At 75.3% G+C, this 18,942-nt stretch carries 18 protein-coding genes; 7 read left to right on the top strand and 11 right to left on the bottom strand.

What is annotated here, in order from left to right:
* Positions 1–195 precede the first annotated feature (195 nt).
* Together GQS09_RS18995 and map are read right to left on the bottom strand one after the other, a co-directional pair.
* Entirely contained in the window at positions 196–870 is a 675-nt protein-coding gene (locus GQS09_RS18995) for a heme oxygenase (biliverdin-producing) (protein ID WP_243761554.1), read from the bottom strand.
* Positions 871–986: 116 nt separating this feature from the next.
* Positions 987–1,853: a type I methionyl aminopeptidase gene (gene map, locus GQS09_RS18990; RefSeq protein ID WP_165987836.1), complete on the bottom strand. Its 867-nt coding sequence runs from the start codon at positions 1,851–1,853 to the stop codon at positions 987–989.
* Positions 1,854–1,962: 109 nt separating this feature from the next.
* On the opposite strand from map, the gene GQS09_RS18985 reads away from it, so the two are divergent.
* The 3 genes from GQS09_RS18985 (at position 1,963) to GQS09_RS18975 (ending at position 3,422) form a co-directional block, all read left to right on the top strand.
* The gene (locus GQS09_RS18985; RefSeq protein WP_165987834.1) at positions 1,963–2,214 is read left to right on the top strand and encodes a hypothetical protein; all 252 of its coding nucleotides are present in this window, start codon (positions 1,963–1,965) and stop codon (positions 2,212–2,214) included.
* 133 nt (positions 2,215–2,347) lie between these two features.
* Positions 2,348–3,082: an NADPH-dependent F420 reductase gene (npdG, locus tag GQS09_RS18980; RefSeq protein WP_165987832.1), complete on the top strand. Its 735-nt coding sequence runs from the start codon at positions 2,348–2,350 to the stop codon at positions 3,080–3,082.
* A 127-nt stretch (positions 3,083–3,209) separates the two neighbouring features.
* Positions 3,210–3,422 (top strand): hypothetical protein, encoded by a 213-nt coding sequence (locus GQS09_RS18975; protein ID WP_165987830.1) that lies wholly within the window; start codon positions 3,210–3,212, stop codon positions 3,420–3,422.
* A gap of 262 nt (positions 3,423–3,684) precedes the next feature.
* Here GQS09_RS18975 and panB read toward each other — a convergent pair whose 3' ends face one another.
* Positions 3,685–4,560, bottom strand: coding sequence for a 3-methyl-2-oxobutanoate hydroxymethyltransferase (gene panB, locus GQS09_RS18970; protein ID WP_165987828.1), 876 nt, complete (start codon positions 4,558–4,560; stop codon positions 3,685–3,687).
* 342 nt (positions 4,561–4,902) lie between these two features.
* On the opposite strand from panB, the gene GQS09_RS18965 reads away from it, so the two are divergent.
* Positions 4,903–6,039 (top strand): endonuclease/exonuclease/phosphatase family protein, encoded by a 1,137-nt coding sequence (locus GQS09_RS18965; RefSeq protein ID WP_165987826.1) that lies wholly within the window; start codon positions 4,903–4,905, stop codon positions 6,037–6,039.
* A 54-nt stretch (positions 6,040–6,093) separates the two neighbouring features.
* On the opposite strand, the gene GQS09_RS18960 is transcribed toward GQS09_RS18965, so the two are convergent.
* The 3 genes from GQS09_RS18960 to GQS09_RS18950 all read right to left on the bottom strand — a co-directional run bounded on the left by GQS09_RS18960 (position 6,094) and on the right by GQS09_RS18950 (position 10,421).
* Positions 6,094–7,863 carry an NAD+ synthase gene (locus GQS09_RS18960; protein WP_165987824.1) on the bottom strand — a complete coding sequence of 590 codons (1,770 nt, stop codon included), beginning with the start codon at positions 7,861–7,863 and terminating at the stop codon, positions 6,094–6,096.
* 145 nt (positions 7,864–8,008) lie between these two features.
* Positions 8,009–9,703, bottom strand: coding sequence for a multicopper oxidase family protein (locus GQS09_RS18955; protein WP_165987822.1), 1,695 nt, complete (start codon positions 9,701–9,703; stop codon positions 8,009–8,011).
* A 172-nt stretch (positions 9,704–9,875) separates the two neighbouring features.
* Positions 9,876–10,421 carry a hypothetical protein gene (locus tag GQS09_RS18950; protein WP_313896216.1) on the bottom strand — a complete coding sequence of 182 codons (546 nt, stop codon included), beginning with the start codon at positions 10,419–10,421 and terminating at the stop codon, positions 9,876–9,878.
* 104 nt (positions 10,422–10,525) lie between these two features.
* Between GQS09_RS18950 and GQS09_RS18945 the strand changes: the two genes are divergently transcribed.
* A complete protein-coding gene (locus GQS09_RS18945) occupies positions 10,526–10,909 on the top strand; it encodes a VOC family protein (RefSeq protein ID WP_243761553.1) in 384 nt (127 codons plus the stop codon).
* 39 nt (positions 10,910–10,948) lie between these two features.
* Here the strand turns inward: GQS09_RS18945 and GQS09_RS18940 are convergent, their stop codons facing one another.
* Positions 10,949–11,869, bottom strand: coding sequence for a polysaccharide pyruvyl transferase family protein (locus tag GQS09_RS18940; RefSeq protein WP_313896215.1), 921 nt, complete (start codon positions 11,867–11,869; stop codon positions 10,949–10,951).
* A gap of 160 nt (positions 11,870–12,029) precedes the next feature.
* Here GQS09_RS18940 and GQS09_RS18935 point away from each other — a divergent pair, with 160 nt between their 5' ends.
* A complete protein-coding gene (locus GQS09_RS18935; RefSeq protein ID WP_165987819.1) occupies positions 12,030–12,962 on the top strand; it encodes a glycosyltransferase family 2 protein in 933 nt (310 codons plus the stop codon).
* A 238-nt stretch (positions 12,963–13,200) separates the two neighbouring features.
* On the top strand, positions 13,201–14,094 hold the full coding sequence (locus tag GQS09_RS18930) for a glycosyltransferase (protein WP_313896214.1): 894 nt from the start codon (positions 13,201–13,203) through the stop codon (positions 14,092–14,094).
* A gap of 146 nt (positions 14,095–14,240) precedes the next feature.
* Here GQS09_RS18930 and GQS09_RS18925 read toward each other — a convergent pair whose 3' ends face one another.
* From GQS09_RS18925 to GQS09_RS18910, 4 genes are all read right to left on the bottom strand, one after another.
* On the bottom strand, positions 14,241–15,059 hold the full coding sequence (locus GQS09_RS18925; protein WP_165987816.1) for an SDR family oxidoreductase: 819 nt from the start codon (positions 15,057–15,059) through the stop codon (positions 14,241–14,243).
* Positions 15,056–16,147, bottom strand: a complete 1,092-nt coding sequence (locus GQS09_RS18920) for a glycosyltransferase family 9 protein (RefSeq protein WP_399552561.1) — start codon at positions 16,145–16,147, stop codon at positions 15,056–15,058. The genes GQS09_RS18925 and GQS09_RS18920 overlap by 4 nt, the downstream gene beginning before the upstream one ends.
* Before the next feature lie 311 nt (positions 16,148–16,458).
* A complete protein-coding gene (gene rfaE2, locus GQS09_RS18915) occupies positions 16,459–17,949 on the bottom strand; it encodes a D-glycero-beta-D-manno-heptose 1-phosphate adenylyltransferase (protein WP_165987810.1) in 1,491 nt (496 codons plus the stop codon).
* Between the two features lie 57 nt (positions 17,950–18,006).
* Positions 18,007–18,666: an SIS domain-containing protein gene (locus GQS09_RS18910; protein ID WP_165987808.1), complete on the bottom strand. Its 660-nt coding sequence runs from the start codon at positions 18,664–18,666 to the stop codon at positions 18,007–18,009.
* Between the last annotated feature and the right edge of the window lie 276 nt (positions 18,667–18,942).

Here is an 18,942-nt window from a genome sequence, read left to right as displayed (position 1 = left end):
GCCGCCGCGCTCACCGTGGCCGGCGGCGCCGCGGTCTGGCTGGCGGCCCGCCGCCGGGCGGCCGGCACCCGCTGACCGCGGGCCGTTCGGCCCGCCGTTCGCGGGACGAGACCAGGCCCGCCCGGTGCCGACACACCGGGCGGGCCTTTCCGTCCGTCTCTCTCCGTCCCCTTCGGCCTGCGTCCCCTCCGGGCGTCAGACGGCCATGGCCGCGCCCAGATCGCGGAACATCGCGGTGTTCAGGGAGAACGCCAGCCGGCATTCGTCCACGATGCGCAGCTTCTCCGGCGCGTCGGCCGGCAGTGCGTCCAGCCAGGTGCGGTACTCGCGCTTGAAGGCGGCCGGGTTGGCGATGTCCTCGAAGACGTAGAACCGGACCCCGTCGCCCCTGCGCGCGAAGCCCCAGGTCTTCTCCGCCGTGCCCCGGATCACCTGGCCACCGGAGAGGTCGCCCAGATAGCGCGTGTAGTGGTGCGCCACATAACCGCCCGGCCAGGTGCGGGCGACCTCCAGGATGCGCGCCGCGTAGTTCTCCGTCGCGGGCAGCGGATGCAGCGCGGCACGCCAGTCGCCGCCGTCGTGCAGATGGTCCAGGTCCCGCTCCAGGGCGGCGGTGCGGGCCAGTTCCGGGCGTACGAAGGGCCCGGCCACCGGGTCGTCCGCGAGCAGGGCGGTCGGTGCCTCCAGCGCCCGGTAGACGAACCAGAGCTGCTCGGTGTACCGGATGTACCCCTCCAGGCCGAGCCGTCCGCCCAGCAGCTCGCTCATGAACACGGAGTTCTCGGCCTCGGTGTGCTGCTGGTGCGAGGCCTCGCGGATCAGCGTGGAGAACGGCGTGGTGTCGAGCGAGGACGTATCGAACGCGGACAAAACGGGCCTCCCGTGGCGGGCGGGGCGGGGCGCGGCCGGAGTGCCGCACTCCGCCATCCTTGCTACTTAGGTTTACCTAAGTCAAGCGTTCGGTTAGGTAAGCCTAAGTACCGGGTTCAGGGGAGCGTGAGTATCTCCGCTCCGGTCTCGGTGACCACGAGCGTGTGCTCGAACTGCGCCGAACGGCTGCGGTCCCTGGTCACCACCGTCCAGTTGTCGTCCCACATCTCCCACTCATGGGTACCCAGGGTGAGCATGGGCTCGATGGTGAAGGTCATGCCCGGCTTGATCACCGTCGTGGCATTCGGGTCGTCGTAGTGCGGCACGATCAGCCCCGAGTGGAACGAGGTGCTGATGCCGTGCCCGGTGAAGTCCCGCACCACGCCGTAGCCGAAGCGCCGCGCGTACGACTCGATGACCCGGCCGATGACGTTGATCCGGCGGCCCGGCCGCACCGCCTTGACCGCCCGGTTCAGCGCCTCCCGGGTGCGCTCCACCAGCAGCCGCGACTCCTCGTCCACCGCCTCCTCGCCGCCGACCAGGAAAGTGGCGTTGGTGTCGCCGTGCACCCCGTCCACGAAGGCGGTGATGTCGAGATTGACGATGTCGCCCGCGTTGAGCACGGTCGAGTCCGGGATGCCGTGGCAGATCACCTCGTTCACCGAGGTGCACAGCGACTTGGGGAAGCCCCGGTAGCCCAGCGTGGAGGGGTAGGCGCCCTGCGCGACCAGGAAATCGTGCGCGATCTCGTCCAGGTGGTCGGTGGTCACCCCCGGGGCAATGTGCCTGGCGGTCTCCACGATGGCCCGGGCGGCGATCCGCCCGGCCACCCGCATCCGCTCGATGGTCTCCGCGCTCTGCGTCTCCGGGCCCCGGTACGGGGCCGGTGCCTTCTTCCCGACGTACTCCGGGCGCGCGATCGAGGACGGGACGGTGCGCCGCGGGGAGAGCCTTCCGGGGACAAGTACAGATTGGCCAGACATGCGCCTGAGTGTAGTCCGCGCAGGCCAGAACCGGCCGGGCGGTGCCCCGCACCGCCTCGCCGCTGCCGCGGCGGTGGCCGCGCCCGCCCGCGGCGGGCAGGATGCAGACATGTCACTCTTCAAGCGCAGGCCCGCCCACGGCAAACCGGGCGAGTGGTTCTACTGCCTCAAGCACGGCACGGTCGAGGAGGGACCGGAGTGCCCGGCCAAGGACCGGCTTGGCCCCTACTCCACCCGCGCCGAGGCCGAGCACGCCATCGACCTCGCCCGCAAGCGCAACGAGGAGTGGCAGCACGATCCCCGCTGGAACGATCCGGACCCCGGTCAGGACACCGGCGGGGCCGGCTCCCCGGAGCGGTGACGGGCGCGCGTCGCGCGCATCGGTACCATCGCGCCTCGGCTTTCTCCCTCCCGTGGATGCGGGCGACACTCCGCCGTGCCCTGACCCGGTCGGCCCCCTCCCCGTGGCCTTCTTCACCCCTCGGAGGTATTCGATGACTGCAGCAGACGGAGCGCAGACCCCGGCGCCGGGACCGGCAGCCGCGCCACGCAAGGACCCCTGGGAGCTTCCGGATGTCTCCGGGCTGGTCGTGGGGGTGCTGGGCGGCACCGGCGACCAGGGGCGCGGCCTGGCCTACCGTCTCGCCCGCGCCGGGCAGAAGGTGATCATCGGCTCGCGGAACGCGGAGCGCGCCCGGTCCATCGCCGCCGACGACCTGCTCGGCCCGGCCGGCGTGGAGGGCGCGGACAACGCCGAGTGCGCCCGGCGCAGTGATGCCGTGATCGTCGCCGTCCCCTGGGAGGGCCACGCCGCCACCCTTGCCGCGCTCCGCGCCGAACTGGCCGGGAAACTGGTGGTGGACTGCGTCAACCCCCTCGCCTTCGACAAGCGCGGCGCGTACGCGCCGCGCCCCGACGAGGGCAGCGCCGCCGAACAGGCCGCGTCTCTCCTCCCCGACTCGCGGGTCACCTGCGCCTTCAACCACCTCTCCGCCGTTCTGCTCCAGGACCCGTCCATCGAGCGGATCGACACCGACGTGCTCGTCCTGGGCGACTCCCGCGCTGACTGCGAAACCGTCCAGGCCCTGGCCGGACGCATCCCCGGCATGCGCGGCGTCTTCGCGGGCCGCCTGCGCAACGCCCACCAGATCGAGGCCCTGGTCGCCAACCTCATCTCCGTCAACCGCCGCTACAAGTCCCACGCCGGCATCCGCCTCACCGATGTCTGACGGCCCGGCGGGCTCCCCGGCGGGCTCGGCGGGGCTCCGGCCGTGCCGGTCGCGGGCCGGCGGGCGGGGTGGGGGACAATGGGCAGGCCGGACCGTCCGGACGTACGGAAGCACGGAAGTCACCCTCATGTCGCAGTCCAGCCCCGCCCCGGCGCGGCGCGCCGACCGGCGGTTCGCCGTCTATGCCCTGATCGTCTGTGTGCTCGCCGTGGCCGCCGCGGTCGTCTCGTTCGTACAGGGGAGCTGGCTCGGCATCGTCTGGGTGCTGCTGGCCGGGGTGTCCTCCAATCTGGCCTGGTACTACGCCCGGCGCATCCGGATGGCCCGCGCGGCACGGTGAGACCGGCAGCCCGCCACCGGCAGCCCGGCACCGGAGGCCCGGGACCAGGGGTGCCCCGGCCCGGAGGGAACGGGCCGGGGCACCCCGGGCGGCGACCGCTGGGCGAGCGGTCGCTCCCGGCGGCGGCACCGGCGGGGCCCCGCGCGGAGCGCGGCGCCGCGGTGGGGGGAACGTGGCGCCGCACGTCCGGCCGGTGCCGCGTGGCGGAGGCGGCCGGAGCCGGCCGGTACGGACCGGCCCCGGCGGGCACGCGGGGGCAGGATCAGCGGAAGCTGTGCTCCGGGGCCGGGTAGGTGCCGGAGACGACGTCGTCGCCGAAGGCGCGGGCGGCGTCGCCGAGCGTCTCGCGCAGCCGGGCGTACTCCTTGATGAAGCGCGGCTTGCGCCCGCCCGGCCAGTCCGTCATCCCGGCCATGTCCGACCACACCAGCACCTGGGCGTCGCACTCCGACCCGGCGCCGATGCCCACGGTGGGGATGTGCAGGCTGCGCGTCACCTCGGCGGCCAGTCCGGCCGTGACGAGTTCGAGGACCACCGCGAAGGCTCCGGCGTCCTGGACCGCCTTGGCGTCCCGCAGAAGCTGCTGGGCGGCTTCCTCGCCGCGCCCCTGCACCGGGTGCCCGCCGAAGGCGTTCACCGACTGCGGGGTGAGGCCGACATGGGCCATCACCGGGATACCGGCCTCCACCAGCAGCCGGATCTGGTCGGCGGACCGCTCGCCGCCCTCCAGCTTCACCGCGCCCACCCCGGCGTCCTTCATCAGCCGGGTGGCGCTGCGCAGGGCCTGCACCGGGCCCTCCTGGTAGCTGCCGAACGGCAGATCGCCGACGACCATGGCCCGCCGGGTGCCGCGCACCACGGCCGCCGACAGCATGGTGATCTGATCGAGGGTGACCGGCACGGTGGAGTCGTAGCCCAGGGCCACATTCCCCATGGAGTCGCCCACCAGCAGCACCGGGATGCCCGCCTCGTCGAAGACGGAGGCGGTCAGGGCGTCGTAGGCGGTGAGCATCGGCCACTTCTCGCCGCGCTCCTTGGCGCGGCCGATGTCACGTACGGTGATCCGGCGGCTGCCCTTGCCGCCGTACAGTACGGGCTGCTCCGGTGATGTCCGGGCAGCCTGATCCTGCTGCGTCATCGCAGTTCTCCTGTCGTCGTCTCGTGGCGCCTCGCGGCGTCCCCGGAACGACTCCATGGTGGCACCGCGCACCCGGGACGGGAACCGCGGGCCGGGCACGTTCCCGCGCTGTGGGTGATGTCACACCGCGGTGCCGGTCGTGCCGGTGCCGGTACGGCCGGGTCGCGCACGTGCACGGGGCGGAACCCCGGGTGGTGCGCCGGTCGTCCTGGTTCACATTGGAGTTCGTCCCTGACAGCCGCGTTCCCCTCCGCCGGATCGAGGAGCGCGATTGTCCTGGGACGCCCAGGCTCCCCTAAGGTCCTGGGTGGCACCCGCGACAGCCAGTGAGGGTTTTTGCACATGGCACGTACCGAGAGCCCGGCGGGCAGCCCGGGCTCCGCACCCGAGCCGCACGGCCCGGCGGAGGCGGAAATCCGGACGGTGGCGCACGCGGCCGTGCCCGGTGAGCCGCCCGGGCGGCCGCAGCGCACGGCGCCGCAGGAGCGGACGCCGCAGGAGCCGGCGTCCGGGGAGAGCGCGCCGCCGCCCCGGCCGCGGCCCCGCTGGGGGGACCGCACCGGCCGCTGGCGGCGGGGCCTGGTGCTGACCGCCCTGGCCCTGCTGGTGGCGCTGCTGATGGTCAGTCACGCGCACATCCCCAACGCGGTGGGCAACCTCGGCAGCCTCGCCGAGACGTTCCTGCCCTGGGCCGGACTGGCGCTGCCGGTGCTGCTGGGCGCCGCACTGTGGCGGCGCTCGTGCACCGCCCTGATCGGCGTGCTGGTGCCGCTGCTGGTCTGGCTGAACCTGTTCGGCGGTCTGCTGCTGGACAAGACCGCGGACGGCGGCGACCTGATGCTGGCCACCCACAACGTGGACGCCGGCAACCCCGATCCGGCCGCCACCGCCGGGGAACTGGCCGCTTCCGGGGCCGATGTGCTGGCCCTTCAGGAGATTCCGCAGCATCAGGTCGCCACCTACGAGCGGGAACTGGCCGGGGCGTACCCCCACCACGCGGTGCAGGGCACGGTCGGGCTGTGGAGCCGCTACCCCCTCGACGACGTGCGGCCGGTGGACATCGGCCTGGGCTGGGTGCGGGCGATGCGCGCCACGGTGTCCGCCCCGGACGGCGACCTGGCCGTGTACGTGGCGCATCTGCCGTCGGTGCGGGTGCAGCTGCGGGCCGGGTTCACCGCCGGGCGGCGGGACGACGCCGCCGACCTGCTGGGCCTGGCCATCGCCGCCGAGCCGCTGGAGCGGGTGGTGCTGCTCGGCGATCTGAACGGCACCATGAACGACCGCGCGCTGGCGCCCGTCACCTCCCAGCTCCGGTCCACCCAGGGCGCGGCCGGGGCCGGTTTCGGCTTCACCTATCCGGCGGGCTTCCCGCTGACCCGGATCGACCACATCCTGGTGCGCGGCCTGGAGCCGGTCACCTCCTGGACCCTGCCGGCCACCGGCAGCGACCACCGCCCGGTGGCCGCCCGGGTGGAGTGACCCGCGGCCCGGCCTCCCGCCGGGCCGCCGGGCCGCCCCGGGCCGGTGGCCCGCTCAGCCCTCGCGCCAGCCGTTGGTGATGGGCAGCCGGCGGTCCTTGCCGAAGACCTTGCGGGAGATCTTGGTGCCCGGCGGATACTGCCGCCGCTTGTACTCGGCGGCGTCCACCATGCGCAGCACCCGCCGCACCAGCTCCTCGTCGAAGCCCGCGGCCACGATCTCGTCCCGGCCGTGGTCCAGGTCGACATAGCGCTCCAGCACCGCGTCCAGGACCGAGTAGTCGGGCAGCGAGTCGGTGTCCAGCTGGCCGGGGCGCAGCTCGGCGGAGGGCGGCTTGGTCAGGGTGCGCTCGGGGATGGGCGGGGTCTCGCCGCGTGCGGCGGCGTGCGCGTTGCGCCAGCGCGCCAGCCGGAAGACCGCCGACTTGTAGACGTCCTTGATCGGGCCGTAGGCGCCGACCGAGTCGCCGTAGAGGGTCGAGTAGCCGACCGCCAGCTCGCTCTTGTTGCCCGGCGCCAGCACGATCTGCCCCTCCTGGTTGGAGATGGCCATCAGCAGGGTGCCGCGCAGCCGGGACTGGAGGTTCTCCTCGGCCAGCCCGGTCAGCTCGGTGGACGCCATGTAGGCGTCGAACATCGGGGCGATCTCCACGGTGCGGTAGTGCAGGCCGGTGCGGCGGGCCAGCTCGGCCGCGTCGTCCCGGGAGTGCTGGGAGGAGTAGCGGGAGGGCATGGAGACGCCGTAGACGTTCTCCGGTCCGATGGCGTCACAGGCGATGGCGGCGGTCAGCGCGGAATCGATGCCGCCGGACAGGCCGATCAGCACGGTGCGGAAGCGGTTCTTGCGCACGTAGGCGCGGACCCCGGTGACCAGCGCCTGGTACATCTCCTCCTCGTCGCCCAGCCGCGGGTGCGCGCCGCCGGGGTACTCCACCGGGTAGCGGGGCAGCGGCCGGGCGGACAGCGTGCGGTGCACCACGGTCAGCCGGTCCGCCCCGGTGCCGTCGGCGCCGACCGTGCCGGACGGCGGCTCGGGCGCGGCGGCCGGGAGCTCCATGTCCAGCAGCAGGCATTCCTCGGCGAACTGCGGACCGCGGGCCACCACCGCGCCCTGGGCGTCCACCACGAGCGAGTCGCCGTCGAAGACGAGTTCGTCCTGGCCGCCGGTCATGGCCAGGTAGGCGAGAGCGCAGCCGGCTTCCCCGGCGCGCTTGCGGACCAGGTCCAGGCGGGTGTCGTCCTTGTTGACCTCGTAGGGGGAGGCGTTGATCACCAGCAGCAGGCCGGCGCCGGCGGCCCGGGCGGCGGGCACCCGGCCGCCGTCCTGCCACAGGTCCTCGCAGATGGCGAGCGCCACGTCGACGCCGTGCACCCGGATCACCGGCAGGGTGTCGCCGGGCACGAAGTAGCGGAACTCGTCGAAGACCCCGTAGTTGGGCAGGTGGTGCTTGGCGAAGGTGAGCACCACCTCGCCGTGCTGGAGGACGGCGGCGGCGTTCTGCGGCGAGCCGGCCGGCCGGCCGTAACGGGGGAGACGTTCCTCGCCGCGGTCCAGGTAGCCGACGACGACGGGGACACCGCCCAGGCCCTCGCGGTCCAGGCGGGCGGCGAGAGCGAGCAGGGCGGCGCGGCTGGCCGCCACGAAGGACGGGCGCAGCGCCAGGTCCTCGACGGGGTAGCCGGTCAGCATCATCTCCGGGAAGGCGACCAGGTGGGCCCCGCGTTCGGCGCTGTACCGGGTCCAGCGGACGACCGCGTCGGCATTGCCGTCGAGGTCTCCGACAGCGGAGTCGATCTGATTCAGGGCGAGACGTAGCTGAGGCACGTCTCCGAGTCTAGAGGACTAATCGTCCAACTGACGTTATGACCCTGCTCACGCCCTGCCCGCCCCTGCCCGCCACCGCGCGCGGTCCGTCCGCGGTCCGTCCGCGGCCCGTCCGGGGGCCGGGCCACGGACGGGCGCTCCGGTGCTAGCGCAGGTAGCCGAGCGGCGCCATCATGCCGGACTCGGCGTGGTAGACGTTGTGGCAGTGGACCATCCACCAGCCGGGGTTGTCGGCAGTGAAGTCCGCCTCCACGGTCTGGCCCGGCAGCACCACCGAGGTGTCCTTGCGCGGCCCGCCGCCGCCGAGCTGGTAGGTGTGGCCGTGCAGGTGCATCGGGTGCCACATGGTGGTGCTGTTGGTGAACACCAGCCGCACCCGCTCGCCCTCGCGCACCGCATAGTCCTCGTCGGGCGCGTGGTCCGTGCCGTGCGGCTTGCCGTTGATGCCCCAGTCCCAGGCCGCCATGCCGCCGGTCAGCTCCATGCGGATGACCCGGTCCGGCTCGGCCTCCGGCAGCGCCACCGAGGGGTCGGCCCGCAGCTCTCCGGCGGTGAGCACCCGGCCGTCCAGCTCGGCCGGGCGGGTGCCGGGCGCCGGGGTTGCGCCGGCGGACGCGGTGCGCAGCACGGCCAGCGCGGTGCGGTCCTTCCCCTCGGCGAGCGCGGTCAGCGGGAAGACCCCGTCCCCGGCGGTGACCAGCACGTCGTAGCGCTCGCCCATGGCGATCAGCAGGGCGTCCGTCTCCGCGTGCCGCACCGGGAAGCCGTCGGTGTGGGTGACGGTCATCCCATGGCCGCCGAGCGCCACCCGGAAGGCCGTGTCGCCGCCCGCGTTGATGAACCGGATGCGGATGCGGTCGCCGGGGCGGGCCCGGAAGACCTGCGGGTCCTCCGGCACCCGGCCGTTGACCAGGTAGTGCGGATAGGCGACATCGCCCGCGTCGCCGCCGAGCAGTTCGCTGGTGAAGCCCATGGCCACCCGGGACGGNAGTTCGCTGGTGAAGCCCATGGCCACCCGGGACGGGCCGCCGTCCGTGCCGCCGTCCGTGCCGCTGTCCGTTCCGCCGTCCCCGCTGCTGTCCGAGCCGTGTCCGCCGTGGCCCCCGTGCCCGCCGCCGTCCGAGCCGCCGTCCGCGCCGTGTCCGCCGTGGCTCATGCCTTTCTGCAGTTCGGCCAGGACGGCGTCCGGGGTGCTGCCCTCCACGCCGTCGAGCCAGTCGTCGAGCACCACGACCCACTCCTGGTCGTAGGCCAGCGGCTCGTCCGGGTCCTCGACGATCAGCGGCGCGTACAGCCCGCGGTCGAGCTGCACGCCGGTGTGCGGATGGAACCAGTAGGTGCCGGGGTGGGGGACGGCGAAGCGGTAGGTGAAGTCGGCGTGCGCGGCGATCGGGGGCTGGGTGACGTCCGGGACGCCGTCCATGTCGTTGCGCAGCGCCAGGCCGTGCCAGTGAACGCTGGTGCTGTCCGGGAGGTGGTTGGCGAGGGTGAGCGCCAGGGTGTCCCCCGCGGTGACCCGGACCTCCGGGCCGGGCAGGGTGGCGTCGTAGGCCCAGGTGGGGACGGAGAGACCGCCGCCCAGACCGAGCCGCCCCTCGACGGCCGTCAGCCGCACCTCGCGGAGCGGGCCGGAGCCCCGGGCCGCCTCGGCGGCCTTCACCTCGGGGTCGTCCGGGGAGACGAAGCCGCCCGGGTTCCGGGCGTCGCCCCCGGTGCTGCTGCCGTCGGAGCCGGAGCAGGCGGCCAGCAGGCCGGCCCCGGTCATGCCGAGCCCGGCGCCGAGCACGCCGCGGCGGGAGATCCGGGCTCGCTGAAGTCGCGGAACACGCTGAATGCGCATGGGAGATTCCTCGTCCTGAAGTCGTGAAGCCATGAAGTCGTGAGGCCGTCGGGCCGTGCAGGAAGCCGAGGGGCCGGGGAGCCGCGCGCACGCGGACGGGGCCCACGGGCCGCCGCCGCGCCGCGCCGGCCGAGACGGACAGGCGGGCGGGCGCGGCAGCGGCCGGGGCCCGCTAGATGCGCAGCAACGACAACCGGGCGAGGCGTATGGCGTGACGGGGCGGGGGCGGCAGCGCCAGCAGGGTGGGCGGCAGCAGCCGCGCAGCGGGTGAGGGTGTGTCCTGCCGCATGCGGCGGGCGAGGAACACGGCGCCGGTGACCAGCAGCACGGCGGCGGAGCCGAGCGCCAGCACCGCCAGGCACACGGTCAGGGGATCGAATCCGTGGCCGGGGCCGACGTCGTCCCGGTCCGCCGCGCCGCCGTGCGGATCGTGCGGGGCGTGCACGGCCATCCGGCCGGCCTGGTGCCCGGAGAAGCCGGAGGACCCCGGGAACCCGGAGAAGGTGTGCTGCGCCGGCTGCCCGGCCGTCGTGGCGCCGGCGGATGCCGGTGCCGTGGCGTGGTGGTCACCGGTGTGGTGACCCAGGGTGTGCATGGCGGTGAAGCCGAGCAGCAGGGCGAGGAGCAGCAGCAGCCGGCCGCCCCAGGCGGCCGCCCTCCGCCGTCCGTCCGCCGTCACCGTGCGTTCGCCCTCCCCGTCCCGAAGGTGTGAGTGCACGATACCCCACCGGGGTTCTCCGCGATGCAGTGTGGTGACTTGTCTGGTATCGACCCATACAGTGCTTATGTGCCGCTGTGAGGGCGAGGAGCGAGGAGAGAGCCATGCTGAAGACCCCCGTCATCTCCGTCTGTCTCGGGGTGCGGGACACCCAGGCGTCGGTCGGCTTCTTCAAGAAGCTGGGCTTCACCGCGCTGCCCGGCGGCGGCGATCCGGACGACGACCTGCGCACCCTGCTGTTCAACGGCGAGTTCGCGCTCACCGTCTACCGGGACGAGCACCTGCGGCGCTGGATGCCGCCGCTGCGGGACACCCCGGTCGGCGCGTTCGCGACCTTCTCGCTGGCCGTGGACGACTTCGACGCCTATGTGGCCGGCATCCGCCCCCTCGTCGAGGTGGCCCGCGAGCACGAGTACGAGAACCAGAAACTCTTCTACTTCTTCGACCCGGACGGCCACGTCTTCGGCGTCATCCAGAAACGCCCATGAGGCGGACGCGGACGCGAGGCCGCCCCGTCCGCGTCCGCCTCAGCGGCCGACGGCCGGCGCGGCCTGCCGCAGCGTGCTCACCAGCCGGTCGGCCGGGTCCGCGCCCGCGGTCAGCAGCCGCCGCCGGCGCTGCGCGGCCTGCCGCCCCCGCCGCAGGCACCAGGACCACCAGGCGTCCAGCCGGGCGGCGTCGAGCTGCTCGGCCGGGATCAGCGCGGGCCAGCGGCAGGCGTGCGCCTGGGCGGTGACCTTGGCGCCGCCGCGCACCGGATCGACGGCGACCGGCGGCACCCCGGCGCGCAGCGCCAGCACCATGCCGTGCAGCCGGTCGGTGATCACCGCGTCGGTGCGTTCCAGCAGGGACAGCAACTCCTCGGGGGTCCCGGCCAGCAGACCGTCCCGCGTGTCGAGCCGGGTGTCCAGCACCAGCGGCGCGCACCGGGTGCGGGCCAGCCACTCGGAGACGGTGCGCGCCACGTCGTCGTGCAGCCGGCGGGTCCCGTACTCGCTCTGGCCGTGGGTGAGAAGCACACCGGTCACCGGGACCGAACCGGCGGTCGGTGCCCGCACCGCCAGATCGCGGGTGGCCGGAATCCGGCGGCCGTCGCGGGCCAGCACCTCGTGGAATCCGGTGACGGCGGGGTCGGCGGGGTCGATCACGGAGTTGCCGACCGCGACCCGGAAGCAGTGCGGAAAGCGCGCGTGCAGTCCGGCGACATGCGGACCGTGCAGCGGGCCGCAGACGAAGACCAGCGAGGCGTAGTCCTCGGGGCGGGCCCGGTCCAGCGTGAGGGCGTCCGGCCGGAAACGGGGACTCCAGGCCACGTCGTAACGGACCCGGGCACGGTCCAGCACCTCCTGGACGCGCCGCAGGGCCAGCGCGTCGCCGGCCGTGACTTCGCCGTGCAGGAAACTGAACCATCCGGTGAGCAGGACTCTGCCGGTCTCGTGGAACGTCACGGGCCGCGGGTAACCGGCCCCCACCAGCCCAAACCGCCCCGGGCCGGGGCCGGGCGGCCACTCGTCCGGCCACCCGGCCGCCGCCCGCGGGCCGGTGCGCGTACAGGCCCCGGGCCCCGCCGTTTGGCGGCAGCCGCGCGAGGGCACTCGCCGGCGCGTCATGAATGCATCCTCCCTGGGAGTGGTGATCGCCACCCGAGACCGCGCCGGGCGGCTGGCCGAGACGCTCCGGCGGCTCACCGCGCTGCCCGAACGGCCCCGGATCGTGGTCGTGGACAACGCCTCCACCGACGAGACCCGCGCCATGGTCACCCGGCGTTTCCCGCAGGTGCGGCTTGTCCCGCTGCACACCAACCGCGGGGCCCTGGCCCGCAACGAGGGCGTCCGCGCCGTCGGCACCGACTACGTCGCCTTCAGCGACGACGACTCCTGGTGGGAACCGGGCGCGCTGGCCGCCGCCCGCGGACTGCTGGACCGGCATCCGCGCGTTGGCCTGCTGGCCGCCCGCACCCTGGTCGGCCCCGGTCCCGGCGGTGCCGAGGACCCGCTCAACGCGGTGCTGGCCGCCTCCCCGCTGGCCCGGCCGCCAGGCCCCGCACCGGCCGACCGCCTGCCCGGCCCGCCGGTGCTGGGCTTCCTGGGCTGCGCGGCCGTGGTCCGCCGGGAGGCGTTCCTGGCCGTCGGCGGCTACCACCCGGTGCTGTTCTTCGGCGCCGAGGAGACCCTGCTCGCCTACGACCTGGCCGCCGCCGGCTGGACGTCCTGCTACGCGCCCCGGCTGACGGCCCGGCACCGGCCGGCCGAGGCGCCCCGCCCGCACCGGGACGCCCTCACCCGGCGCAATGCCGCACTCACCGCCTGGCTGCGCCGCCCGCTGCCGGTGGCGCTGCGCCACACCGGCGAGCTTGCCCGGTCAGCGCCCGGCGACCCGGTGGCCCGGCGGGCGCTGGGCGGGCTGCTGCCCCGGCTGCCCGCCGCCCTGCGTCACCGCCGCCGTCTGCCGCAGGACGTCGAGGCCGCGGTGCGCCGCCTGGAACAGCAGCGGCTGCGGCCGGGGGCGGCCGGACAGGCCCGGGTCGCCGCCGGCCCGTAGCCGCAGGCCCCTCCGTCCGGAGCCGGCGGGCGGCAGCGGCACGGGAAACGGCGGCAACGGCGGAGACGGCGGGAGACGCCGGAGACGACGGGACACGGCGCGCACGACGCGAACGAGGCGGGGAGCAACGAGAGGAGAGCGGTCCATGACCGAGCGGCAGCGGCAGCGCACCCCTCCGGAGGGACGAGCGGCTCGGGCTCGGGAAGCGGAGGAGACGCGTAGGCAGCCGGACGGCCGGGTGTCCGTGGCCGTCATCACCCACAACCGCCGGGACGAACTGCTGCGCACCCTGGACCGGCTGGCCGCGCTCCCCGAGCGCCCCCGTGTCCTGGTCACCGACAACGCCTCCGCCGACGGCACCGCCGAGGCCGTTGCCCGCCTCCACCCCGAGGTCACCCTGCTCCGGCCCGGAGCCAACCTGGGCGCCCTCGGCCGGAACCTGGCCGCACGTCACCTCACCACCCGCTACGTGGCCTTCTGCGACGACGACACCTGGTGGGAGCCCGGCTCGCTGCGCGCCGCCGCCGACCTGCTGGACGCCCACCCCACCGTCGCCGCCGTCACCGCCCGCATCGTCGTGGAGCCCGCCGGCACCGAGGACCCCATCGTGGCGGAACTGCGCGACTCGCCCGTCCCCGGGCCGCCGCCCGGCGAACCCGCGCTCCCCGGGCCGCCGCTCGGCTCCTTCCTCGCCGCAGCCACCGTGCTGCGCACCGACGCCTTCCGCGCCGCCGGGGGCTTCTCGCCCCGGCTGTGGCTCGGCGGCGAGGAGGAGCTGCTGGCAGCCGATCTGATGACCCGCGGCTGGTGGCTGGTGTTCTGCCCGGAGCTGACCATCCATCACGCCGCCTCGCCCGCCCGGGACGCCACCCGGCGGCGGACCGACGGCATCCGCAACACCCTCTGGTTCACCTGGCTGCGCCGGCCGGCCGGCCCGGCGCTGCGCCGCACGCTCCATCTGCTGCGCACCGTCCCCCGGGACCGTGCCACCGCCCGGGCACTGGGCGCGGCACTGGCCGGGCTGCCGTGGCTGGTGCGCGAACGGCGGGTGGTGCCGCCCGAGGTGGAGCGCCGCCTGCGGGCGCTGGAGCACGCCCAGCGCCACTCCACGGCCCGCCGCTACATCGGGTGACCGGCCGCACGGCCCGCCACCGTGGCAGCGGCGCCTCCCGGTCTGCGTCTCCCGGTCTGCGTCTCCCGGGCCGCGTCTCCTGTCCGCGTCTCCCGTCTGTGTCTCCGGCCTGTGTCTCCGGTGTCCGGCTCCGGCCCGGTGTGCCGTCAGCCGCGTCGCCAGTCGTCGCCGGTGAGGTGGGAACCCGCCTGCGGCCCCATGCGCAGCATGCCGCCGTCCACCACCCAGGAGGCGCCCGTGACATAGGCCGCGTCCTCACTCACCAGAAAGCCGATCACGGATGCCACCTCCCGGGCGTCCCCCGGTCGGCCCAGCGGCACGCCCGGCCGCCTCTGAGTGTGCGGATCGACGCCCTCCTGTCCGGTCATGGGGGTGCTGATCTCACCGGGCGCCACCGCGTTCACCCGGATGCCGTGCTCGGCCAGCTCCAGGGCCATCACCTGGGTGAGCAGGCCCAGACCGCCCTTGGCCGCGCAGTAGGGCGCCGCCCCCACCCGCGGCTGGTGCTCGTGCACGCTGGTGACATTGATGATCCGGCCCCCGCCGCCCTGCTCGATCATCCGCCGGGCGGCACGCTGCCCGCACAGGAACGGGCCGACCAGATCGATGTCCAGCACCTCGCGCAACTGCTCCAGACCGATGTCGAGATAGGGCGTGGCGGTACCGGTGCCCGCGTTGTTGACCAGCACGTCGATGCCGCCGAGCCGCTCGGCGAGCCGGTCGATCACCTCCGCCGCCTCCGGCAGGCCGGTGAGGTCGAGCTGCTCGACGGACGCCTGGCGGCCCAGTTCGCGCACTTCGGCGGCGGTGCGCAGGGCGCCTTCCCGGTCGGTGTGCCAGGTGATGCCGATGTCCATGCCCTGCCGGGCGAGCTGCACGGCCGTGGCGCGGCCGATGCCGGAGTCCGAGCCGGTGATCACGGCGACCCCCGTGGAACCGGGGCCCAGTTCGCGGTCTGTTGTCATGTCCGGGTCTCCTCCTGGTGGTGAGCGTGCACGGGAGCGGTGGCGGCGGAGGGGGAGGGGGAGCGGGAGGGGGAGGGGGTCCGGGAGGACCGGGACGGGCGGCGGCGGTCGCCGTCGAGACCGGCCAGCGCCGTGAGCACGTCCTCCGGGGTGATGCGCAGCAGCCGCGGGTCGGGGCGGTGACCGTGCGCGTCGCCGGGGCGCGGCACGTCCCCCTCGCCCGGACCGGGGCGGAACAGCACCCGGTGGCGCGGCCACGGCGGAGGCCCCCACACCCGCGGCGAGACCGGGCCGAAGAGCACCACCGAGGGGGTGCCCAGCGCGGTCGCCAGGTGGGCCAGGCCGGTGTCCCCCACGACGAGCGCGCGGGCCCTGGCCAGCAGCCCGCACAGTTCGCCGAACGGCAGATCCCGGTCACCGCCCAGCACGCTGCCGTCGGGCAGTCCGGCGTCGCTTGCCACGGACCGCGCCGTCGGGCCCTCGCCGCGGCCCGCGGTCACCACCACCCGGTGTCCGGCCGCGCGGAGCGCGCGGGCCACGGCCGCGAAGCGGTCGGCCGGCCAGCGCCGGGACCCGGCGTCCGCGCCCGGATGCAGCACCACGGCCCCCGCCCCCGCCCCTGCACCTGCCCCGGGGCCCCGCCCGCCGGGCGGGCGGGGCGTCTGCGGCACGGTGTCCAGGAGCAGATCGTCCGGGTCGGGGGCCGGGATGCCGTGCGTGTCGAGCAGGCGGCACCAGCGGGCCCGTTCCGGCTCGTCCTCGCGCCAGGGCGGGGCGCCCGGCAGGGCGTAGCCCAGCAGGCGGGCGGGGGACAGGGCACGCAGCGGGGCCAGGCTCTCCGGGCCGTTGCCGTGCAGATCCACGGCCAGGTCGGGCGGCGGGCCCCGCCAGGGCACCCGGCGCGGCACCTCCCGGCCGGGAGCCGTGGTGGGCAGCAGCCCGTCCACCACGCCGGTGGCGGCCGCCGCATCGGCCAGCCGGGCCGGCGCGGCCAGCAGCAGCCGGTGGCCGGGATACGCCCGCCGCAGCGCGCGCAGCGCAGGCACTCCGGTGAGCAGGTCTCCCAGCCCCAGCGCCCGCAGCACCACGATCCGCCGCTCCCCGCCCTCGTCATTCCGCCCGGGCGCACCGCCCGTCCCGCCGGTACGCCGTGCGGCTGCGGCGCCGCGCCCGCTCCTCCCCTCCGCTGTCGCTCCGCCCGCACCGCCCGTACCGCCCGTACCGGCCGCGTCTGCCGGGTCCGCCGGGTCCGCCTGGTCCGCCTGGTCCGCTGCGCGGCCCGCGCCGGCCGGTCCGGGCGCCCCTGCCCGGCCGCTCCGGCTGACCCTGCCTGCGGCGCCGGCCGCTGCGGCGGGTGCTGCCGGAGTACGGGGCAGCGGAGCGGGGATTGCGGCGGTGTTCATCGCGGCAGGGACGCGGAGGCGGAAGAGGCGTCCGGACCGTGGGCGGCGCGCCGGGCGATGGCCGTGGTGGAGCGGCCGGCCAGATACGGCAGCACCAGCGCCTGCCCGCCCCACTCGCGCAGCGCCGCGGCCTCCGGGAGTCCGCTGACGCTGTAGTCGCCGCCCTTGACCCACAGATCCGGGCGGATCCGGCGGAGCAGCGCCTCCGGGGTGTCCTCGTCGAACACCGCCACGGCGTCCACGCACGCCAGCCCGGTCAGCACCCGGATCCGGTCGGACAGCGGGTTGAGCGGCCGTCCCGGCCCCTTGAGCCGCCGTACCGAGGCGTCGGAGTTCAGGCAGACGATCAGGCAGTCACCGGTCCGGCGGGCGTTCTGCAGCAACTGCACATGGCCCGCGTGCAGCAGGTCGAAGCAGCCCCCGGTGGCGACCACGGTGCCGCCGCGCGTCTGCACCGACTCCACCAGGGCCAGCACCTCGGCCAGCCGGTGCGGCGCCCTGCCGCGCTGCCTGTCCCCGCGTCCGTCCGCGCCCGCGGCGGCGCCCGCCCGGGCGCGGCCGTGGCGGTCCTGCGGGCGCCAGGTGGCCGGGTTGCCCGCGCCGCCCGCGGCGACGAAGGCGCTGGCCGCCTCCACCGCCCTCAGCACCGCCTCCTCCGGCAGCCCGCCGTCGGCCAGCGCCGCGGCCGCGGTGGCCGCGAAGCAGTCCCCGGCTCCGCACGGATCGCCCGTGGTGTGCTGGTTCACCGGCACATACAGGGGGTCGTCGCAGCGGGCACGGGTCAGCAGGGCGCCGCGTGCCCCCAGGGTGACGGTGACCGAGGCCACGCCCCAGCGTTCGGCGAGGCGTGCGCCGCGCAGGCCGTGCGCGCGCAGCGAGTCGGAGCCGGCCATGCCCTGCCCGGGTGCCGGATCGGGCACGAAGGTACGGGCCTCCCGGTCGTTCGGGGTGGCCAGCCGGGCCCCGGCCACCGGGGCTTCGCCGCGCGGATGGGGGTCCCAGACGAGCGGCAGGTGGCGTGCGGCCTCGGACAGGTCCTCGCGCACCGCCGAGGCGGTGGCCCGGCCGTAGTCGGCGACCAGGACCGCCCGGGCCTCGCGCAGCACCTGGCGGACCTCGTCGCCGGGGGTGCCGGGCCGGCCGCCGCCGCGGTCGACGCGCAGCAGCGGCCGGCCGTCCACACACACCCGGGTCTTGACCGGCAGGGTGCCGCGCAGGGGGATCTCGACGAGCCGTACGCCGGGCGGCATCACGGCGCGGGTGGCCTCGCTGGCCTCGTCGGAGCCCAGGGCGGTGACGAGCACCACCTCGCGGCCGTCGCGGGCGGCCAGGGCGGCGGCCAGGCCGGCGCCCCCGGGGCGGGCGCGTTCCTCGGCCACGTCCACCACCGGGACCGGGGCGTCCGGCGCCAGGCGGGTGGTGTCGCCGTGCACGTCCTGGTCGAGGAGCGTGTCGCCGACGACGACGATCGGCTGCTGGCTGGTCATGGGTACGTACTCCTTGCTCCGGGCGGGAGGAGCCGCGGCAGCGCGGCCGGGCCGGGCTCAGTGGTCGGCGAGCCGCGCCGCCGCCTCCGGGTCCGCTTCCGCTCCCGCGGCCGTGGTGGCGCCCAGCGCGGCGTCGGGCTCCGCTCCGGCCGCTATGTCGAAGGACTCGCACATCAGGTGCAGGGCGACCAGGTGGGCCTCCTGGACGGTGGCGGTGCTGGGGGAGTCGATGGCCAGGGCCTCGTCGGCCTCGGCGGCCAGCGGGTTGGGCCGGGGGCCGGTCATGGCCCACACCCGCAGGCCGGCGGCCCGGCCGGTGTCGGCGGCGCGCACCAGATTGGGGCTGCGGCCGGAGGTCGACAGCAGGACCAGCACGTCTCCGGGACGGCCGTGCGCCTCGACCTGGCGGGAGAAGACCTCGTCGTAGCCGTAGTCGTTGCCGATCGCGGTGAGCGAGGAGGTCTCGGCGTGCAGGGCTATGGCCGAGTAGGCGGGGCGCTCGGTGCGGTACCGGCCGACGAGTTCGGCGGTGAGGTGCTGGGCCTGGGCGGCACTGCCGCCGTTGCCCGCGGCGAGCAGCCGTCCGCCGACCGGCAGGACCGCGGCCAGATGCCGCCCCCACTCGGTGACCTGCACGAGCCCTTCTGCCCGGAAGTGGGCCAGCGCGTCCTGCAGGGACTGGCAGTGTTCGTGCGCCACACGCAGTGCAGTGCTCACGGTGTGCTCCTCCTTGACCTTGCTGATGCTGTGGGGCCGTCCGCCTGCTTCCGGTGCCGGGTGCCGGGTGCCGGGTGCCGGTGCCGGTGCAGTGCGGGGACGGTGGGGGCGGACGCGGGCTCAGGGGGCGGCGGCGGGCGTGAGGACGGTGCGGTACGCGGCTTCGGTGGCGGCGGCCACCCGATCCCAGCCGTAGTGGCCCAGCACCCGCCGCCGGCCGGCCACGCCGCAGGCCGCCCGCGCCGCCGGGCTGGCCAGCAGGGCGGCGACGGCCTC

The sequence above is a fragment of the Streptomyces sp. YIM 98790 genome (assembly GCF_011421595.1).
Taxonomy (GTDB): Bacteria; Actinomycetota; Actinomycetes; order Streptomycetales; family Streptomycetaceae; genus Streptomyces.
The sequence above is the reverse complement of the archived record's forward strand: the minus strand, read 5'-3'. Positions and strand labels throughout refer to the sequence as shown.

What these genes read in the sequence shown, in the direction of transcription:
- GQS09_RS18975 (WP_165987830.1), top strand. Translation starts at nt 3,210, where the DNA reads ATGTCGCAGTCCAGCCCCGCCCCGGCGCGGCGCGCCGACCGGCGGTTC.
- map (WP_165987836.1), bottom strand. Translation starts at nt 1,853, where the DNA reads ATGTCTGGCCAATCTGTACTTGTCCCCGGAAGGCTCTCCCCGCGGCGC.
- panB (WP_165987828.1), bottom strand. Translation starts at nt 4,560, where the DNA reads ATGACGCAGCAGGATCAGGCTGCCCGGACATCACCGGAGCAGCCCGTA.
- GQS09_RS18965 (WP_165987826.1), top strand. Translation starts at nt 4,903, where the DNA reads ATGGCACGTACCGAGAGCCCGGCGGGCAGCCCGGGCTCCGCACCCGAG.
- GQS09_RS18985 (WP_165987834.1), top strand. Translation starts at nt 1,963, where the DNA reads ATGTCACTCTTCAAGCGCAGGCCCGCCCACGGCAAACCGGGCGAGTGG.
- npdG (WP_165987832.1), top strand. Translation starts at nt 2,348, where the DNA reads ATGACTGCAGCAGACGGAGCGCAGACCCCGGCGCCGGGACCGGCAGCC.
- GQS09_RS18925 (WP_165987816.1), bottom strand. Translation starts at nt 15,059, where the DNA reads ATGACAACAGACCGCGAACTGGGCCCCGGTTCCACGGGGGTCGCCGTG.
- GQS09_RS18945 (WP_243761553.1), top strand. Translation starts at nt 10,526, where the DNA reads ATGCTGAAGACCCCCGTCATCTCCGTCTGTCTCGGGGTGCGGGACACC.
- rfaE2 (WP_165987810.1), bottom strand. Translation starts at nt 17,949, where the DNA reads ATGACCAGCCAGCAGCCGATCGTCGTCGTCGGCGACACGCTCCTCGAC.
- GQS09_RS18935 (WP_165987819.1), top strand. Translation starts at nt 12,030, where the DNA reads ATGAATGCATCCTCCCTGGGAGTGGTGATCGCCACCCGAGACCGCGCC.